Source organism: Rhizobium acidisoli (assembly GCF_002531755.2).
In the GTDB taxonomy this organism is placed as follows: domain Bacteria; phylum Pseudomonadota; class Alphaproteobacteria; order Rhizobiales; family Rhizobiaceae; genus Rhizobium; species Rhizobium acidisoli.
This window is the reverse complement of record NZ_CP034998.1, coordinates 3,527,896-3,544,906: the sequence shown is the minus strand read 5'-3', so window position 1 is coordinate 3,544,906 and position 17,011 is coordinate 3,527,896. Positions and strand designations below refer to the sequence as shown.

14 protein-coding genes are annotated in these 17,011 nt (G+C 62.3%); 7 read left to right on the top strand and 7 right to left on the bottom strand.

Translation table 11 applies throughout. The features are described from left to right. Positions 1-2: 2 nt before the first annotated feature. Entirely contained in the window at positions 3-1,397 is a 1,395-nt protein-coding gene (locus CO657_RS17315) for an NAD(P)(+) transhydrogenase (Re/Si-specific) subunit beta (RefSeq protein ID WP_012558962.1), read from the top strand. 58 nt (positions 1,398-1,455) lie between these two features. On the opposite strand, the gene CO657_RS17310 is transcribed toward CO657_RS17315, so the two are convergent. The 5 genes from CO657_RS17310 to CO657_RS17290 form a co-directional block, all read right to left on the bottom strand. After that, on the bottom strand, positions 1,456-1,938 hold the full coding sequence (locus CO657_RS17310) for a DUF992 domain-containing protein (protein ID WP_012558961.1): 483 nt from the start codon (positions 1,936-1,938) through the stop codon (positions 1,456-1,458). 67 nt (positions 1,939-2,005) lie between these two features. Continuing rightward, entirely contained in the window at positions 2,006-3,658 is a 1,653-nt protein-coding gene (locus tag CO657_RS17305; protein ID WP_012558960.1) for a sensor histidine kinase, read from the bottom strand. A gap of 348 nt (positions 3,659-4,006) precedes the next feature. Continuing rightward, positions 4,007-4,876, bottom strand: coding sequence for a tetratricopeptide repeat protein (locus CO657_RS17300; protein ID WP_012558959.1), 870 nt, complete (start codon positions 4,874-4,876; stop codon positions 4,007-4,009). Positions 4,877-5,011: 135 nt separating this feature from the next. After that, positions 5,012-5,224 (bottom strand): 30S ribosomal protein S21, encoded by a 213-nt coding sequence (gene rpsU, locus CO657_RS17295; protein ID WP_003585885.1) that lies wholly within the window; start codon positions 5,222-5,224, stop codon positions 5,012-5,014. A 175-nt stretch (positions 5,225-5,399) separates the two neighbouring features. Further along, positions 5,400-7,019: an adenylate/guanylate cyclase domain-containing protein gene (locus CO657_RS17290; protein WP_041671535.1), complete on the bottom strand. Its 1,620-nt coding sequence runs from the start codon at positions 7,017-7,019 to the stop codon at positions 5,400-5,402. Between the two features lie 229 nt (positions 7,020-7,248). Here CO657_RS17290 and CO657_RS17285 point away from each other — a divergent pair, with 229 nt between their 5' ends. Continuing rightward, positions 7,249-9,420, top strand: a complete 2,172-nt coding sequence (locus CO657_RS17285; protein ID WP_054184205.1) for a CHASE2 domain-containing protein — start codon at positions 7,249-7,251, stop codon at positions 9,418-9,420. A gap of 5 nt (positions 9,421-9,425) precedes the next feature. Here the strand turns inward: CO657_RS17285 and CO657_RS17280 are convergent, their stop codons facing one another. Then, a complete protein-coding gene (locus CO657_RS17280; RefSeq protein ID WP_054184206.1) occupies positions 9,426-10,484 on the bottom strand; it encodes a FecR family protein in 1,059 nt (352 codons plus the stop codon). A gap of 297 nt (positions 10,485-10,781) precedes the next feature. Between CO657_RS17280 and CO657_RS17275 the strand changes: the two genes are divergently transcribed. From CO657_RS17275 to CO657_RS17255, 5 genes are all read left to right on the top strand, one after another. Further along, entirely contained in the window at positions 10,782-12,035 is a 1,254-nt protein-coding gene (locus tag CO657_RS17275; RefSeq protein ID WP_003585874.1) for a sarcosine oxidase subunit beta family protein, read from the top strand. A gap of 106 nt (positions 12,036-12,141) precedes the next feature. Continuing rightward, on the top strand, positions 12,142-12,483 hold the full coding sequence (locus CO657_RS17270) for a sarcosine oxidase subunit delta (RefSeq protein ID WP_003585872.1): 342 nt from the start codon (positions 12,142-12,144) through the stop codon (positions 12,481-12,483). After that, complete coding sequence (locus CO657_RS17265; protein ID WP_054184207.1) at positions 12,480-15,473, top strand: sarcosine oxidase subunit alpha; 2,994 nt, start codon at positions 12,480-12,482, stop codon at positions 15,471-15,473. The genes CO657_RS17270 and CO657_RS17265 overlap by 4 nt, the downstream gene beginning before the upstream one ends. Next, positions 15,466-16,014 (top strand): sarcosine oxidase subunit gamma, encoded by a 549-nt coding sequence (locus CO657_RS17260; RefSeq protein WP_054184208.1) that lies wholly within the window; start codon positions 15,466-15,468, stop codon positions 16,012-16,014. Before CO657_RS17265 ends, CO657_RS17260 begins: the two co-directional genes overlap by 8 nt. A 46-nt stretch (positions 16,015-16,060) precedes the next feature. After that, positions 16,061-16,459, top strand: a complete 399-nt coding sequence (locus CO657_RS17255) for a VOC family protein (protein ID WP_012558953.1) — start codon at positions 16,061-16,063, stop codon at positions 16,457-16,459. A gap of 18 nt (positions 16,460-16,477) precedes the next feature. Here CO657_RS17255 and CO657_RS17250 read toward each other — a convergent pair whose 3' ends face one another. Then, positions 16,478-16,963 carry a MaoC family dehydratase gene (locus CO657_RS17250; protein ID WP_012558952.1) on the bottom strand — a complete coding sequence of 162 codons (486 nt, stop codon included), beginning with the start codon at positions 16,961-16,963 and terminating at the stop codon, positions 16,478-16,480. Between the last annotated feature and the right edge of the window lie 48 nt (positions 16,964-17,011).

Sequence of the window (17,011 nt, the reverse complement as noted above, 5' to 3'; positions counted from 1 at the left end):
CGATGACCAATATCGCAGCCTTCCTCTACCTCGTCTCCGGCGTTCTCTTCATCCTGGCGCTGCGGGGTCTCTCGCATCCTGCCACCAGCCGCAAGGGCAATCTCTACGGCATGATCGGCATGGGGATCGCCATCCTGACGACGCTGGTGCTGGCGACGCCGAATTTCGGCGGTTTCGTGCTGATCATCCTCGGCCTTGCCATCGGCGGCAGCGTCGGCGCCTATGTCGCCCGCACCATCGCCATGACCTCGATGCCGCAGCTCGTTGCCGGTTTCCATTCGCTGGTCGGCCTTGCCGCCGTCTTGGTCGCGGCCTCGGCGCTCTATACCCCCGCCTCCTTCGGCATCGGCGAGATCGGCCAGATCCACACCGAGGCGCGGGTCGAAATGGCGCTCGGCGTGGCCATCGGTGCGCTGACCTTCACCGGTTCGATCATCGCCTTCCTGAAACTTGACGGGCGCATGTCCGGCAAGCCGATCATGCTGCCTTACCGGCATCTGATCAATGCGGCGCTGCTGGTGCTGATCGTGCTGTTCATCATCGGGCTTGCCGCCACCGAAAGTCATTTCGATTTCTGGGCCGTGGTGGCGCTGTCGCTGGCGCTCGGCGTTCTGCTGATCGTGCCGATCGGCGGCGCCGATATGCCCGTCGTCGTCTCGATGCTGAATTCCTACTCCGGCTGGGCTGCCGCCGGTATCGGCTTCACGCTCGGCAATCTGGCGCTGATCATTACCGGCGCGCTTGTCGGTTCGTCCGGCGCGATCCTCTCCTACATCATGTGCAAGGGCATGAACCGTTCCTTCGTCTCCGTCATCCTCGGCGGTTTCGGCGGCGAGACGGCGTCCAGCGGGCCCGACACCTCAGACAAGACGGTCAAGCTCGGCTCGGCCGAGGATGCGGCCTATCTGATGGCCAATGCATCGAAGGTCATCATCGTGCCGGGATACGGCATGGCGGTCGCCCAGGCCCAGCATGCTCTGCGCGAACTCGCCGACAATCTGAAGAAGAACGGCGTCGAAGTGAAATATGCGATCCACCCGGTCGCAGGCCGCATGCCCGGCCATATGAACGTGCTGCTCGCCGAAGCCAATGTTCCCTATGACGAGGTCTTCGAGCTCGAGGACATCAATTCGGAATTTGCCCAGGCCGACGTCGCCTATGTCATCGGCGCCAACGACGTCACCAATCCGGCGGCGCGCGACGACAAGACCTCGCCGATCTACGGCATGCCGATCCTCGACGTCGACCGGGCAAAGACCTGCCTCTTCGTCAAGCGCTCGCTCGGCTCCGGTTATGCCGGCATCGACAATACGCTGTTCTATAAGGACGGCACGATGATGCTGCTCGGTGACGCGAAGAAGATGACCGAGGATATCAACAAGGCGATTTCGCATTGATCGACCGCTAAACAGCCGCCCTCGGGCGGCTGTTCGGTTCAGCTCGGAGCCGCTTTGCTCAGGTCTCCCCCGGCACCAGCGTCATCTTCTCGACGCCGATGGCGAGATTCAGCCCTTCCTGGGCCTGGACGTTCAGCGGCTGCAGCATGAAAGCCTTGTTGGTGCCGCCGGCGATCACCTTGGCCCCGGCGCCTGCACCGATGCTCGCATCTGCGCCGACGCCGTAATATTCGCCGGCCAGCGCGAATTGCGGTATATCCGTGCCGGTTTTCGCCAGCACCTCCCAGATCATCACGCTTTTGCCGGTCTGGCCGATGTCGAGACCGAACTTCTCGATCTTGCCGGCATAGACCGCCTTGGCGCCGCCTGACGCCGGCGTATAGGTGCAGATCAGGTTCTTCTGCGAGGTGATGATCAGACCCTGGCCACCATCCGATCCGCAGACCAGGCGGCCAAGCGTGACATAACTTTCCGCGCCCGCCGGATTTGCCCAGGCAGCGGCTGTCAGAGCCGCGGCGGCGATCATGGTTTGCTTGAACATGGTCTTTCTCCTTGGGAACGACCTGTTCGAAACGGGTAGGGGTGGCGATTGTTCCTGACTTGGATGTTTAGTCCCGCTCGAGCGTGGCGCGCTGCGCCGTCAGCACCCACAACAGGCCTTCGGGCCGGAAATCGACCTGCACCGTACCGCGAAAGGCCGAGGCGGCATGGGCCTTGATGACGGTCGTACCGAAACCCGAGCGGGTCGGCTCTGCCACAGGCGGGCCGCCGCGTTCCTCCCAGGTGAAGCGGAGCAGGGCATCCGGCTTGTCTTCCTCCCTGACATCGCGCCATTCGAAGCGGACACGGCCTTGCGGGACAGAGAGCGCACCATATTTCACCGAATTTGTGGCGAGTTCATGCAGGGCAAGGCCGAGATTCTGCACCGCATCCGGCTTCAGCACGAAATCTTCGCCGGTGATTTCGATCTGTTCGCGCGATTGCGGGAAGGCCTGCAGGTGGATGTCGACGACCCGCCGCAGCGACACGCCTCCCCATTGCTCGCTGGTCAGCAGTTCGATCGAACGCCCCAGCCCCTCGAGGCGGTCGGCGACGGCGGCCTGGAAGGTCTCGACGCTGTCGGTCTGTTTGGCGAGCTGGCGCATCATCGCCTGGGCAAGCGTCAGAAGGTTTTTGGTGCGGTGCACGAGTTCGTGCATGACGAAGCGCAGCCGGTCCTCGGTCTGGCTGCGATCGAAAGAGGCGTTCGAGAGCGCGATCGCCACCTGGTTCGCCTCGATGACACTGGTCTCGACCGGCGAGACGATATGGCCTTCGCCCATGCGGTTGGCCATTTCGGCAATATCGCGGATGGTGGTGCGTACCTGCCTTGCGACGGCATAGGCGCCGAGCACGGCGACGAGCACCAGGGCTACCCCGCCAATGATGAGGAAACGCCAGGTGCTGAGGATCGAAGCCTGGGCGATCGGTCCCCATATCACCGTTTTCCACGACCAGCCGGGAATCCTGGCATAACCGAGCAGCATGTGCGGCAGGATCTTCTCGTCCTGGAAGACGCCGCGTGACGCGGTGAACGCCGGCAGGATGCGCGGATCAAAGGGCGTGCCGGGTTCGAGATTTGTGGGGCCGGTGGAGGCGATGACGTGGCCGCTCTGATCGATGACGGCGGCAGACCAGCCGGGAGCAAGGCCCTCGGTTGTCACGAGTTTGCCGAGATCCTTGGCGTCCTGGGTAATGATCAGGGCTGCGACGGGATCATTCTTCCGCGGCAGGGTGACGTTATAGACCCAGTCGCCGCTGGTCCGGCCGCGAAAGACGTCGGAGGCCTCGATGCGACCGGAGGCCATGACTTCCTGGAGGGCCGGGATGTTCGCTATCTCGCCGAGCGGAGTGCCGAACGCCCGGCGCGTATTCAACAGTTGCTGGCCGGCGCCGTCGACGGCGATGACGAACAGCGTATTGTCTCTGAGGGCCGTTTCCGTGCGTTCGTGGAAGGCGGCGAGATTGCCGTTCTCGAGTTCCGGCGAGCTCGAAAGCAGCCGCAGCGTCGTTGCCATATCCTGAAGCTGGCGGTCGATGATGCGCGAAAGCGCAAGCGCATCCTGGGCCGTCTCGCGCCGCAGCGTCGAACGCTGGTTGTCCTCCAGCTGCAGCAGAAGCAGCGTTACAAAGGCGAAGATCGGCAGCGCGATCGCCACCGCCATGGCGACGAGATAGGTGCCGATCGAGGCCTTGGGAAAAAACAGCGCGACGATCTTCATCTGTTTCGCCACGTCCCATGCGCTGGCCGGCAAGGGTTTTTGCGAGCGGTCAGGAAAGCAAAGATCCGCATCTCTCGCAAGCCGCCCTCAAACTGTTTCGAACACCTGATAGCAAGCTATCGAAGCAGCGGCATGTTAGGGGGAGCAAGAGCAGGTTGCAACATACTATAGTATGTCATCGAGGATGACATACCGTGCGGCGGCCGATATTTCGGCCGCCCGACGGATGTCCCTAGAATAGGATTCAGATTTTAGGCCCGATTGGCCTAAAATCTGAATCCTATTCTAAATTAAAGAGTTAGAGCATGATGTCGTCCGAAAACCGCTGACACTTTTCGGCATCATGCTCTAGCCGGCCGAGGCGCCGCCGACGCGGGCAAGGCCGTCGCGAGCCGGCTGGTATTTGGGATCGAGGCCGACGGCGTGGCGATAGGACCGGGCGGCCTTCGCCTTGTCGCCGCGCCGCTCGTAGACCAGCGCCTGGTTGGCCCAGGATTCGGCGATGTTGCCGTTAAGTTCGATCGCATGGTTGAAATCAGCAAAGGCGTTGTCGTTGTCATTCAGAGCGATATAGGAAATGCCGCGGCCATTATAGGGCTCGGGCGAATTCGGCGCGAGCGAGATCGCCTTCGAGAAATCGTCGATCGCCTTGTCCTGCTGATTGCGCTTCTGATAGATCAGGCCACGATTGTGATAGGCGCGGCCATCGGTGGTGCCGAGCTGGATCGCCTTGTCGAAATCGTTGAAGGCCTGATCATCCTGGCCGGCCATGCGATAGACATTGCCGCGGCCGATATAGGCGACGTCGTAGCTCGGATTGATCTGCAGGGCGGCATTGTAATCGCTGATCGCCTGGGCCTGCTGGCCCATGTTGCGATAGACTAGGGCGCGGTTGGCATAAGCCTGGAAAAACCGCGGATTGATCTGCAATGCTGTATTGAAATCGTTCAGCGCCTGGCGGAACTGGCCGCCGCGGCCATAGGCGGAACCGCGGACGTTGTAGCCTTCCGGATCCTTGGGATTGGCGTTGATGACCGCCGTCAGCGAAGCGATATTCTCTTCCGAGCCTTGCGCCTTGTCGATGCTGATCACGGCATCCGTTGTGTTTGTCGTCTCACAGCCGGCAAGGCCGAACATTGCCGCCAGCGCCAAAGCGGGCAGGAATGCGGTTTTCTGCAGGCGCCAGGCGCGGGACGGATTGAAGGTGTTGACAGCCATTCGGGCTCGCTTTCCCCATGCGGCATACCCGATACTGGGATATGCGATCTTCAGCGGCAAACTAAAAAAGGCGGTGGCGAACCCATCGCCCCCGCCACAATGCATCTGAAAACGTCGAAAAAACGACGGCAACGCTCAGCGTGCGACCAGACCTTCGCGCTGGGCGCGCTTGCGGGCCAGCTTGCGAACACGACGAACAGCTTCGGCCTTTTCGCGAGCACGCTTCTGCGACGGCTTCTCGTAGTAGTCGCGCATCTTCATTTCGCGGAAAATGCCTTCGCGCTGCATCTTCTTCTTGAGAGCGCGGAGAGCCTGATCGACATTGTTATCGCGGACAAGTACCTGCACGAGAATCACGTTCCTTTGGTTGGTTGATGCCTGCGGCGGCGCAGCGCCAGGGGCAAAAATATAACGTTCGCGCGGCCGCAGCCTTGCGATTGGTGATGCGGGATAGCAGATCGGGTATAGGAAGTCCAGATGCATATGGAAAGCGGGTGGAAAAATCACGCTTGCCCCTGTCCGGTCACCGGCCGGCTGCTTCCGGCGCGCTTTCATCAAGCGCGGCGATCGCCTCCTTGAGAGCCGCCCTGACCCGGAGGCGATCGGCCGGTTCCAGCCGGCTCATGTCCAGATGCAGGTCGAGGCCGGCGAGGTGTTCGCTGAGCACGCGGCTCTTGTGATCCGCACCGAGTGTCAGCCCATCCACCGCATAGGGAACGATCTCGCGCTGGATGCCCTTCATGGTGATCGGCGGCAGCGGGTGGGCGTCGACGATCTCGTTCACCAGCGCATAGGTTTCGTAGCTGATGACGATTTCTCCTCCCTGGGCGATCGATTGCAGCCGGGCTGCAAGATTGGCCTCCGCTCCGATGATCGTATAGTCCATGCGGTCGCTGCTGCCGAAATTGCCGACGTTGCAGTAGCCGCTGTTGATCCCCATCCGGACGACGAAAGGCTCTTCGGTGCCGTTTCTGCGCCATCTGTCCTTGAGTTCACCGAGACGGCGCTGCATGTCGACGGCCATGCGCAGACAGGCTTTGGCGTCTTCCTCCGGACCTCTGGTTTCCGGGTCACCGAAAAACACCAGCATGGCGTCACCGATGAACTTGTCCACCGTGCCGCCATGTTCCAGGGCAATGTTCGACATCTCAGTCAGATATTCGTTGAGCATCGCCGTCAGCGCTTCCGGCTGCAGGCGTTCGGTGGTGGCGGTGAAATCCTTGATGTCGGAGAAGAAGATCGTCAGGCGCTTGCGCTCGGTATGGACGACGACATCCTTCTGCCCGCTGAAGATGCTTTTGTAGATCTGCGGCGAGAGATAGCGCGAAATCTTCAGGGAAACGCTGGCGAGGAACTCGTTTGCCGTTTCCAGATCCTGGTTGGCGCTATGGATCGCGCGCGCCTGCTGCCGCTGGAGGAGAATGAAGCTGATGCCGATGATGGCAACGAACAGAAAATAGCAGAGCAGGTATTTGAAGGCGAAGACGTTGCTCGCATAGGGCTGCCGGATGATGACTTCCTGAATGCCGCGCACATCGCCCACTTTCCAATTGGTCTTCGGGCTTTCGGGATGGGTATTGTGGCAGGCAACACAAGCCTGGCCCATGACGACGGGGGTGATGAAGCGCAAGGTATCGGTCAATCCGACCCGGGTGAGATCGTTCAGCGTCTGCTGCGGATTGGCGCGCAGCGCGGCGAGTGCCTTGCTCTCGAATTCGTCGAGCTCGTGGGAGGCACGGCTTTTGAACGGCAGGTCGGAGACGAAGCGGTAGGTGATGTTGGCCTGCTGCTCCTTAATGACATCGCCGAGCTCCAGGGAAAGCGTCGCCGGCAGCGGGATGGCGCCAGGAATATTCGCGTAGTTGTGGGAGACGACCGTGCCTTCGGTCAGGCCGCTGGCATGCGCGGCCAGGACGCGCCCGACGACATTGGCGGAATAATAGGAACGGATGCTCGATATCAATGAACTCATGTCGCGTGCTTGACGCCGCAGGGTATTTCCCGAGAGATCGCTGATATCGAGCCAGACGGCCAGCGGCAGTCCTGCGAGCATTGCCAGCACGACGACAATCAGCCAGTAGCCGCTCCGACGTGCGGCGGTTTCGGAAATCACGGCGACCCCTCGTTCTTCTCTGGAAGGCATTCGATTTTCGATCGCTACAAGAACATTTCGCCGGCTGCCCGGCAAGATCGAAGCTGCCTGTCACCCCTGTCATCCAGGCAAAAGCCCGGCTTAAACCGGAAGCGTAGTGCGGCCCATCGAAAGAGAGGATCCGAACGGCATGTGCGAATGGCGTTTGGACCGAAAGCGGCGTAGCCTGCCGGCAGGTGCGGGCCGTTTATGCGGGCCGTGGAGGGACACCGGTGAGATCATGACGCGCGTCCAGCAAATCGGTGTCGTTATCGGCCTGGCGATCGTGGCTCTGCTCACGATCCTGCGGGCCGATGATCCCGGGATTTTCAAGCTGATCCGCGGCGTGACTTTCGATGAATATCAGCGGCTCGTTCCAAGGACCTTCGAGCCGATGCCGGTTCGCGTGATCGACATCGACGAGGCATCCTTACGCGAATTCGGCCAATGGCCCTGGCCGCGGGACCGGATGGCGCTGCTGGTGGATCGGCTTTCGGCGATGGGCGCTTCGGCCATCGCCTTCGATATTCTGTTCGCCGAGCCGGACCGGCTGTCGCCGCGCAACGTTGTCGCCGAGGTCGCAGGCGTCGATCCTTCGCTGGCCGAGAAACTGCCTGACAATGACGAGATATTCGCCCGCGCGATTGCCGAGAAGCCCGTCGTGCTCGGCTTCGGCCTTTCCAATGTGGGCAATTACCGGCCGCCTGTGAAGGCGGGTTTCGCCTTCACAGGCGAAAGCCCCATTTCCGCGCCGCCCTATCTCGGCGCCTCGACGCCGCTCAGGCCGCAATTGGAGGCGAATGCGGCGGGGCTCGGCCATATCAGCCTCAACCCCGGCAACCCTTCGCCGGTGGTGCGGGCGGTGCCGCTGTTTTTGACCGACGGCGAGCAGCTCTATCCCAATCTCGCCATTGAGGCGCTGCGCGTTGCGCAGGGGGCGTCGACCTATGTGCTGTCAGGCGCGCCCGATCGCGCCGGCATCATGACATCGGCGAAAATCGGCGATTTTGTTGTGCCGCTGACGGCGGCGGGCGAACTCTGGCTCTATGTCAGCCCTGATCGGGCCGAGCGGTACATATCCGCTCGGCAGGTGCTTGCGGCCGGAGGGGCCTCTCCCGAGGTCGCGGCCGCCATTGACGGCAGCATCGTCTTCGTCGGCACATCGGCTGCCGGCCTGCAGGACATCCGCGTCACGGCGCTCGGCGAGAACGTTCCCGGCGTGTCGCTGCATGCCCAGGCGGTCGAGCAGATCCTGTCCGGCCATTTCCTGTCGCGGCCCGACTGGGCCGACGGGCTGGAAATCCTGACCATTGCCGTGCTCGGATGCCTGCTCGTCGTGGTGACGACCTTCGTCAGTCCCGCCGTCGCGCTGATCTGCGGCCTGCTGATCACGGCGATGGCGCTCGTAGCCTCCTGGTCGTCGTTTCTGTATGCCGGGCTTCTTTTCGATCCGCTGGCGCCGATCGTCAGCGGATCGATCATCCATTTTGCCGCAACCTCGTTCAAAATCCTGGTGATCGACCGGGAGCGGCGGGCGGTGCGGCGTGCCTTCGGGCATTATCTTTCGCCATCGCTGCTCCATCGTATCGAGCATACCCGCGATCCATTGCGCCTCGGCGGCGACGACCGCGAACTGACGGTCATGTTCGTCGATGTCCGAAACTTCACCGAGATCAGCGAGCGGTTGGCGCCGACCGATGTCGTCGCCTTCCTGAACACGCTGCTCGATGCGCTGAGCCGCCACGTGGTGGCCAATGAAGGCACGCTCGACAAGTTCATCGGCGATTCCATCATGGCGTTCTGGAATGCGCCCGTCGATGTGGCCGATCATGAAACCAAGGCGGTTCGCGCAGCGCTTGCCATGCGCGAGACGCTCGCCGAATTGAACGCCGGCGACGCTTTCGGCTTTGGACCGGGACAACAGGTCGGGATCGGCATCGGCATCCATACCGGCCTTGCCTGCGTCGGCAACATGGGCGCCAAGACGCGCTTCAACTATTCGGCGGTCGGCGATGCCGTCAATGTCGCGGCACGTCTGGAATCATGCTGCAAGGAAGTCGGCTTCGATATTCTGATATCCGACAGCACGGCAAGGTCGGTGCGGGGTATGGCGCTGCTCGAGGCCGGCGCCATTCCGCTCAAAGGAAAGAGCAGCCGAACGCAGATCCTTGCTGTCGTCGGCGACGAACGCGTTGCCGCATCGGCTGAATTTTCAGCCCTTGTCGTCACCCACCAGCAGCTGATGCAGGCCCTGCTTGCGCATTCGAAGAACACCCGCAAGCTTATCGGCGCGGCAAAGCTCAGGGCGGCGGGAGTGATCGACGGCCTGGCGGAATTCTATCAACGGGTATCCGGCAGGACCGATCATTTTCGCGAGGCGAATGATCGATTCGAGAAGAGCGCGGCCGACTGAACGGGTCAGCGGTTGTGATTGAAACTGCCGCCCCTGTTGTGGTGCCGATCCCTGTCGTGATCACGATCGCCATCGTGGTCGCGATCGTGTCCTTGATGATCCTGGTCATTTCCGTGATGCTGGTCGTGGTGTCCGGGCCGGTCGTGATCATCATGCCCGTCATGCTTGTCGGGACGATCGGGCCGATCATGATGCGGCCTGTCGTGATCTGGTTTGTCGTGATCTGGCCTGTCGTGATGGGGCCTGTCGTGATGCGGGTTGGCGTGATGCGGCATGTCGGGTTTGTTCGGCCGCTCCTTCTGCGGCTCGGCCCGCCTCTGCGGCGGATCCTGCCTTTGCGGAACAGGTGCAATCGCCGGAGGTGGGGGTTTTCTGTCTTTTCTTTCCGGCGCGGCCGACGCCATATTGCAGCCGCCGATCATGCCGATGCCGCCTGAAAGCCGCTGATTGCCGGAAAGGAACGGCAGCGCGCGGGGATTTCCGAGCGTATCGAGAATGCTGGGATCGACCCGGCGTGCCGCAGACATATTGCCGTTCGGCTTGGCGACCACGCAATCGCAGCGCTGCTGCAATTGCCTGCAGCCGCCCGGGCCGCAAAACCGGGCCGCGCCATTCAACAGGACGACGGCGGTCGTGCCATCGGGGCCGACGTAGAAATCGAAAGCGGTGCCGCGCACGCCGATCGTGCCGGCGGGCGTCAGGATCTGGTAAGCGGAGGAGTTGGAGCTGCCGCTCACCCAGCGGAACGTGCCCTTTGCCGCTCTGATGGTCAGTTTCTTGACCGATTGGGAATCATCGAAGACATATTTGTCGATCACGACCGACGAGCCCCAGCCCACCGCGAGCTTCGTGCCGTCACGAAACAGGAATTGGCCAAGCCCCGATGGGGATGTCTTGATGCGCTCGTTGCGATGGACGCTGCTGTCGACTTCGATTGGGCCGCTCTGTCCCGTCACCTCCGTCTTAATGACGACGGCTTGGCCGACTGGCTCGGCGGCGAGAGCCGGCTGCGCGATGGCAACCACAATGCAAAGTGCTTGGAGTAATGAACGCCGACCCCACATGATACACGGACCCCGGAAACACGGGGAGAATTAACATTTTAGTAACTGCTTGTCTTCTCGCCCACTTGGGCTACGACCGCGCGGCGGCCCCTAGGAAAGGCCGATTTTGCCTCGTCCTGCCGAACGGCCTTGGAAGCAGCGGACGATGCCGCGCGAAACTGCGCAGTTTTCGGCATCATGTCGCTGAGTGTCAAAAGCAAAGCGCTAGACTGTCGCAAAAGAACCGTTGTGCCGCATTTGGATTTGCGATTTGTATGGGCGCGGAGAACAGCCCTTTCCCATAGGAGAACAAGGCGGATGCGGAAATATTCGGTTTTTGCCGTGGCGAGGGAGGCCCTTCGGGGCCATAAGGGCTGGGAGAAGCAATGGACTTCGCCTGAGCCGCGCGCCGAATACGACGTCGTCATCATCGGCGCCGGTGGTCATGGGCTGGGTGCAGCCTATTACCTCGCCAAGGAGCACGGCATCACCAATGTGGCGGTGATCGAGAAGGGTTGGCTTGGCGGCGGCAATACCGGCCGCAACACCACCATCATCCGCTCGAATTATCTCTACGAAGAGAGCATGCAGATCTACGAGCATTCGATGAAGCTCTGGGAAGGGCTTTCGCAGGAGCTCAACTATAATGTGATGTATTCGCCGCGCGGCGTGATGATGCTCTCGCACAATATTCACGACCAGCAGTCGTTCAAGCGGCATATCCATGCCAACCGGCTCTACGGTATCGACAATGAATGGCTGACGCCGGAGCAAGCCAAGGCTTATTGCCCGCCGCTCGACATTTCGGCCAGTGCCCGCTACCCGATCAACGGTGCGGCGCTGCAGCGGCGCGGCGGCACGGCGCGGCACGATGCGGTTGCCTGGGGTTATGCGCGTGCGGCCTCGGACCGCGGCGTGCACATCATCCAGAATTGCGAAGTGACCGGTATCCGCCGCGGCCCCGATGGACGCGTGACCGGAGTCGAGACCTCGCGCGGCTTCATCGGCGCCAAAAAGGTCGCTGTGTCGGCCGCCGGCCATACGACGACGATCATGAAGATGGCCGATGTGCGCGTGCCGCTGCAATCGAGCCCGCTGCAGGCGCTGGTCTCCGAGCCGCTGAAGCCGATCTTCCCGTGCGTCGTCATGTCGAACACGGTGCATGCCTATATCTCCCAGTCCGACAAGGGAGAGCTCGTCATCGGCGCCGGCACCGACCAGTACAATTCCTACTCCCAGACCGGCGGACTGCAGATCATCACGCACACGCTCGACGCCATCTGCGAACTCTTCCCGATGTTCCGGCGCGTCAAGATGATGCGGCAATGGGGCGGCATCGTCGACAATACGCCGGACCGTTCGGCGATCCAGTCGAAGACGCCGGTTCCCGGCCTCTACGTCAATTGCGGCTGGGGCACCGGCGGCTTCAAGGCGACGCCGGGTTCGGCCAATCTCTTCGCGCATCTGATTGCCCGCGACGAGCCGCACAAGTTCAATGCCGGGCTGACGCTGGAGCGTTTCCGCAGTGGTCGGCTGATTGACGAGGCGGCGGCTGCAGCGGTGGCGCACTGATGATGAATGCTATCTGGACGTTCGCTCCTTTCGTCGCTCACCCCCTCATCCGCCTTTCAGGCACCTTCTCCCCAATGGGGAGAAGGGAAGGAGAAGGAAATCACACATGCTGCTGATCCATTGCCCCTACTGTCAGGAAGAGCGCTCGGAGCTTGAATTCCGCGGCGCCGGTGACGCGCATATCGTGCGGCCTGCCGATATCGCCTCGGTCTCGGATGAAGAATTCGAAGCCTATTTCTTTCTGCGTGACAATCCGAAGGGCCTGATCTTCGAACGCTGGCGGCATATTCACGGCTGCGGACGCTTCTTCAACGCGGCGCGCGATACGGTGAGCGACAAGTTCATCGTGACTTACAAGGCGGGTGAGCCGAAGCCTCAGATCGGTGCTGCGGCCGAGAAGCATGCGCCTGTCGAGACCTATGAAGCCCTGGAAGGAGAGGCGCAATGAGCGGCGCGAACCGTATTGTCGGCAAGGGCCGTCTGACGCCGGCCAGAACCGCGCGTTTCAGCTTCGACGGCAAGAGCTATACGGCGCTCGAAGGCGATACCGTCGCCTCGGCGCTGATCGCCCACGGCGTGCATCTTCTGGGACGTTCGTTCAAATACCACCGGGCCCGCGGCATTCTGTCGGCTGGGGCCGAGGAGCCGAATGCGCTGATCGACGTCGCCCGCGACAAGGCCCGCAAGCAGCCGAACGTGCGCGCCACCGTGCAGGAAGTCTTCGACGGCATGATCGTCAACTCGCAGAACCGTTGGCCGTCGCTTGCCTTCGATGTCGGCGCGGTCAACAATCTGATGTCGCCGTTCTTTGCCGCCGGTTTCTACTACAAGACGTTCATGTGGCCGCGTGCCGCCTGGAAAAGCGTCTACGAACCGATCATCCGTCGTGCCGCCGGCCTCGGTGTCGCGCCGACGGAGGAGGATCCCGATCATTATGCCAGCCGTTACGCCCATTGCGACGTGCTGGTGGTCGGCGCCGGCCTTGCCGGGCTTTCGGCAGCGCTGGCTGCGGCCGAGAACGGTGCCCGGGTCATCCTGTGCGACGAGCAGGCGGAAGCGGGCGGGGCATTGCGTTACGATACCGGCGTAAAGGTCGACGGACAGGACGGCAATAGCTGGGCGCAGAAGGCCGTGGCGCGGTTGAAGGCGATGGACAATGTCGAAGTCCTCGTCCGCACGACCGCCTTCGGTTACTACAACCACAATTTCGTCGCTCTTGCCGAGCGCGTTACCGATCATATCGCCAGGCCTTCCAGCGATCTGCCGCGCGAGCGGCTCTGGCAGGTTCGGGCCAAGAGGGTGATCCTTGCCACCGGCGCGATCGAGCGGCACATGGTATTTCCGAACAACGACCGGCCGGGCATCATGCTGGCCTCGGCGGGGCGGATGTATCTCAATCACTACGGCGTCGCCGTCGGGACCAAGGTCGGCATCTACACGGCGCATGACTCGGCCTATGAGGCGGCTTTCGATCTGAAACGAGCCGGTGTTTCAATCGCCGCCATCGTCGACAGCAGGCAGGCGCCAGGAGCGGCGGTGTTGGAAGAGGCGCGTGCGCTCGGCATCGATGTTCTGGCCGGCCAGTCGGTCGTCAATACGGCGGGGCGGCTGCGCATCTCGTCGATGACGGTAGCGCGCAACGGCGGCGGTTCGCCGCGCAAGATCGCGGTCGATGCATTGCTGGTTTCGGCCGGCTGGACGCCGTCCGTGCATCTCTTCTCCCAGTCGCGCGGCAAAGTGGCCTTTGACGCCGAAAGCCAGCGCTTTCTGCCCGGCTCCTATGCACAGGACTGCCTCTCGGTCGGCGCCTGCAACGGCACCGACGATCTGCAGCGGACGATCGAGGAATCGCTTGCCGCCGGCGAGCTGATGGCGCAGGCCACCGGCGGAAGCGGTGGCGACAAGATCGTCATTTCGGCCGAGCAGGCCTATGACTGGACGGGCGGCATGATCGGCGCTGCCGAAGGCGCCGGTCCGAAGACCAACGCCAAGGCCTTCATCGATTTCCAGCACGACGTCTGCGCCAAGGATATCCGCCTTGCCGTGCGCGAGGGCATGCATTCGATCGAGCACATTAAGCGCTTCACGACCAACGGCATGGCCTCGGACCAGGGCAAGCTTTCCAACATGCACGGCCTGGCGATCGCCGCCGAGATGCTCGGCAAGGAAATCCCGCAGGTCGGTCTCACCACCTTCCGCGCGCCCTATACGCCGGTTACCTACGGCACGCTGATCGGCCATTCGCGCGGGGAGTTGTTCGATCCGACACGCAAGACGCCGCTGCATCACTGGGAAGAAGCGCATGGCGCGGTCTTCGAGGATGTCGGCAACTGGAAGCGTGCCTGGTTCTATCCGCGGGCGGGCGAGACCATGCATGAGGCGGTCGCCCGCGAATGCCGGACGGCACGCGAGTCAGCGGGCATCTTCGATGCTTCGACGCTTGGCAAGATCGAGGTGGTGGGGCCGGATGCGGCAAAATTCCTTAATCTCATCTACACCAATGCCTGGGACACGCTGAAGCCGGGTAAGGCCCGCTACGGCATCATGACCCGCGAGGACGGCTTCGTTTATGACGACGGCGTCGTCGGGCGCCTGGCGGACGACCGTTTCCATGTGACGACGACGACCGGCGGCGCGCCGCGCGTTCTCCATCACATGGAAGATTACTTGCAGACGGAATTCCCGGATCTGCAGGTATGGCTGACCTCGGTGACCGAGCAATGGGCTGTCATTGCCGTGCAGGGGCCGAAGGCGCGCGAGATCGTCGCGCCGCTGGTCGAAGGGCTCGACCTCTCGAACGAAGCTTTCCCGCATATGAGCGTTGCCGAGTGCACGGTCTGCGGCGTGCCGGCGCGGCTCTTCCGTGTCTCCTTCACCGGTGAAACCGGCTTCGAAATCAACGTGCCGGCCGATTACGGCCAGTCGGTGCTCGAAGCGGTCTGGGCCAATGCCGAGCCGCTCGGCGCCTGCGTCTACGGCACCGAGACGATGCACGTTCTCCGCGCCGAGAAGGGCTACATCATCGTCGGCCAGGATACCGACGGTACCGTGACCCCCGATGACGCGGGTGTTGCCTGGGCCGTTTCGAAGAAAAAGAAGGACTTCGTCGGTATTCGCGGGCTGCAGCGGCCTGATCTCATCAAGGAAGGGCGCAAGCAGCTCGTCGGCCTCGTCACCAAGGATCCGAAGCTGGTGCTCGAAGAAGGCGCGCAGATCGTCGCCAATCCGAACGAGCCGAAGCCGATGACCATGCTCGGCCACGTCACATCGGCTTATTGGTCGGAAAATTGCGGCCGGTCGATCGCCTTCGCGCTTGTCGCCGGCGGTCGGGCGAGGATGGGCGAAACGCTCTACGTGCCGATGGCGGACCGGACGATCGCCGTCGAGGTGACGGATCTGGTATTCTTTGACAAGGAAGGAGGCCGCATCCATGGCTGATGTCGCAATTCGCAAACCGGCGCTTGCCGGCCGTCTCGGCGGCTCCGCAACAGTACGGCTGACGACGGCGCCGGCAGCGAGCCGTGTGGCGCTGCGCGCGCCAGCGGAATCGCTTGCAGCACTTTCCTCCGCGCTTGGTCTCCCCGTGCCGACCGCCCCGAAAACATCGGGCCGGGCCGGCGCCCGGTCGGTGCTCTGGATCGGGCCGGACGAATGGCTGGTGATCGACGAGGACGGCGCCGATCTGATGACGGTGCTTTCGAGCGTGGGCGCCGTGCATTCGGCGACCGACGTTTCTCACCGCAATCTGGCGATCATCGTCTCGGGACCGGGTGCGGAAAAGACGCTTGCCGCCGGCTGCCCGCAGGATCTGTCCTTGTCTTCGTTTCCGGTCGGAGCAGCGTCGCGCACGATCCTCGGCAAGGCCGAGATCGTGCTTTTGCGCACCGATAAAGACACGTTCCGGGTGGAGTGCTGGCGATCGTTTTCCGATTACGTCTTCGGGCTGCTGGCGGAAGCGGCAGAAGATGCGGGACATTAAGGCCGGATCAATCCCGCTGCGGAAGTCTCATACAAGGGATAGGTGAATGCTGCATCATGCCTCCCTCGGCGTTTCCGATATCGAACGATCGGCGGCATTTTACGATGCCGCCCTTGCCGCGCTCGGTTATGTCAGGGTTTGGGATGACCTCCGGCCGGGGCAGACGGGTCAGGCAGTCGGCTACGGCCTTCCCGGTGGCGGGGACAAGCTGGCGATCAAACATCGACCGGAGGGCCAGCGCCCGGCCGGTCCGGGTTTTCACCTGGCTCTCGCCGCCCCGAGCCGCCAGGCGGTCGATCGGTTCCATGCCGCGGCAATCGCCCATGGCGGCGGTGACAATGGTGGTCCAGGCTTACGCCCCCACTACGGCGAACATTATTATGCGGCGTTCGTGATGGATCCTGACGGACACGCACTCGAAGCCGTCTTCAATTCGGTTATCTAAGCAAAAGCGCCGTTCCGTCTACTTGTCCTCGGGACGATCCTTCGGATCGAACTGGATGATGGTGATCCATTTTGCCGTGAGCGCCGGCTTCTTCTCGTTTTCGATCTCGATCGAGACGTCATAGGTGGTCATCAGCATGCCGCCGCCGCGGAAGCGGGCGTCGGAGAGCAGGAAGCGGCCGCGGACGCGGGCGCCGCTTTTCACCGGCGTCATGAAGCGGACGCGATCGAAACCGTAATTGATGCCCATGGTCTGCTCGCGCACTTTCGGCAAGCAGTTGTAGTTCATCGTCGACAGCAGAGACAGCGTCAGGAAGCCATGGGCGATGGTGCCGCCGAAGGGGCTTTCGGCCGCGCGCTGGGGGTCGACATGAATGAACTGATGGTCGTCGGTCGCTCCTGCGAAGGCGTCGATCATCGTCTGGTCGACGGTGATCCAGTCCGAAAGGCCTGTTTCCATGCCGATCAGTCCCCGGACGTCGGAGAGTGAAATTTCCGTGACCATGAATTCCTCGTGAGATGGGCCGCCAGCCAAAGCCTTATCGTGCATTTA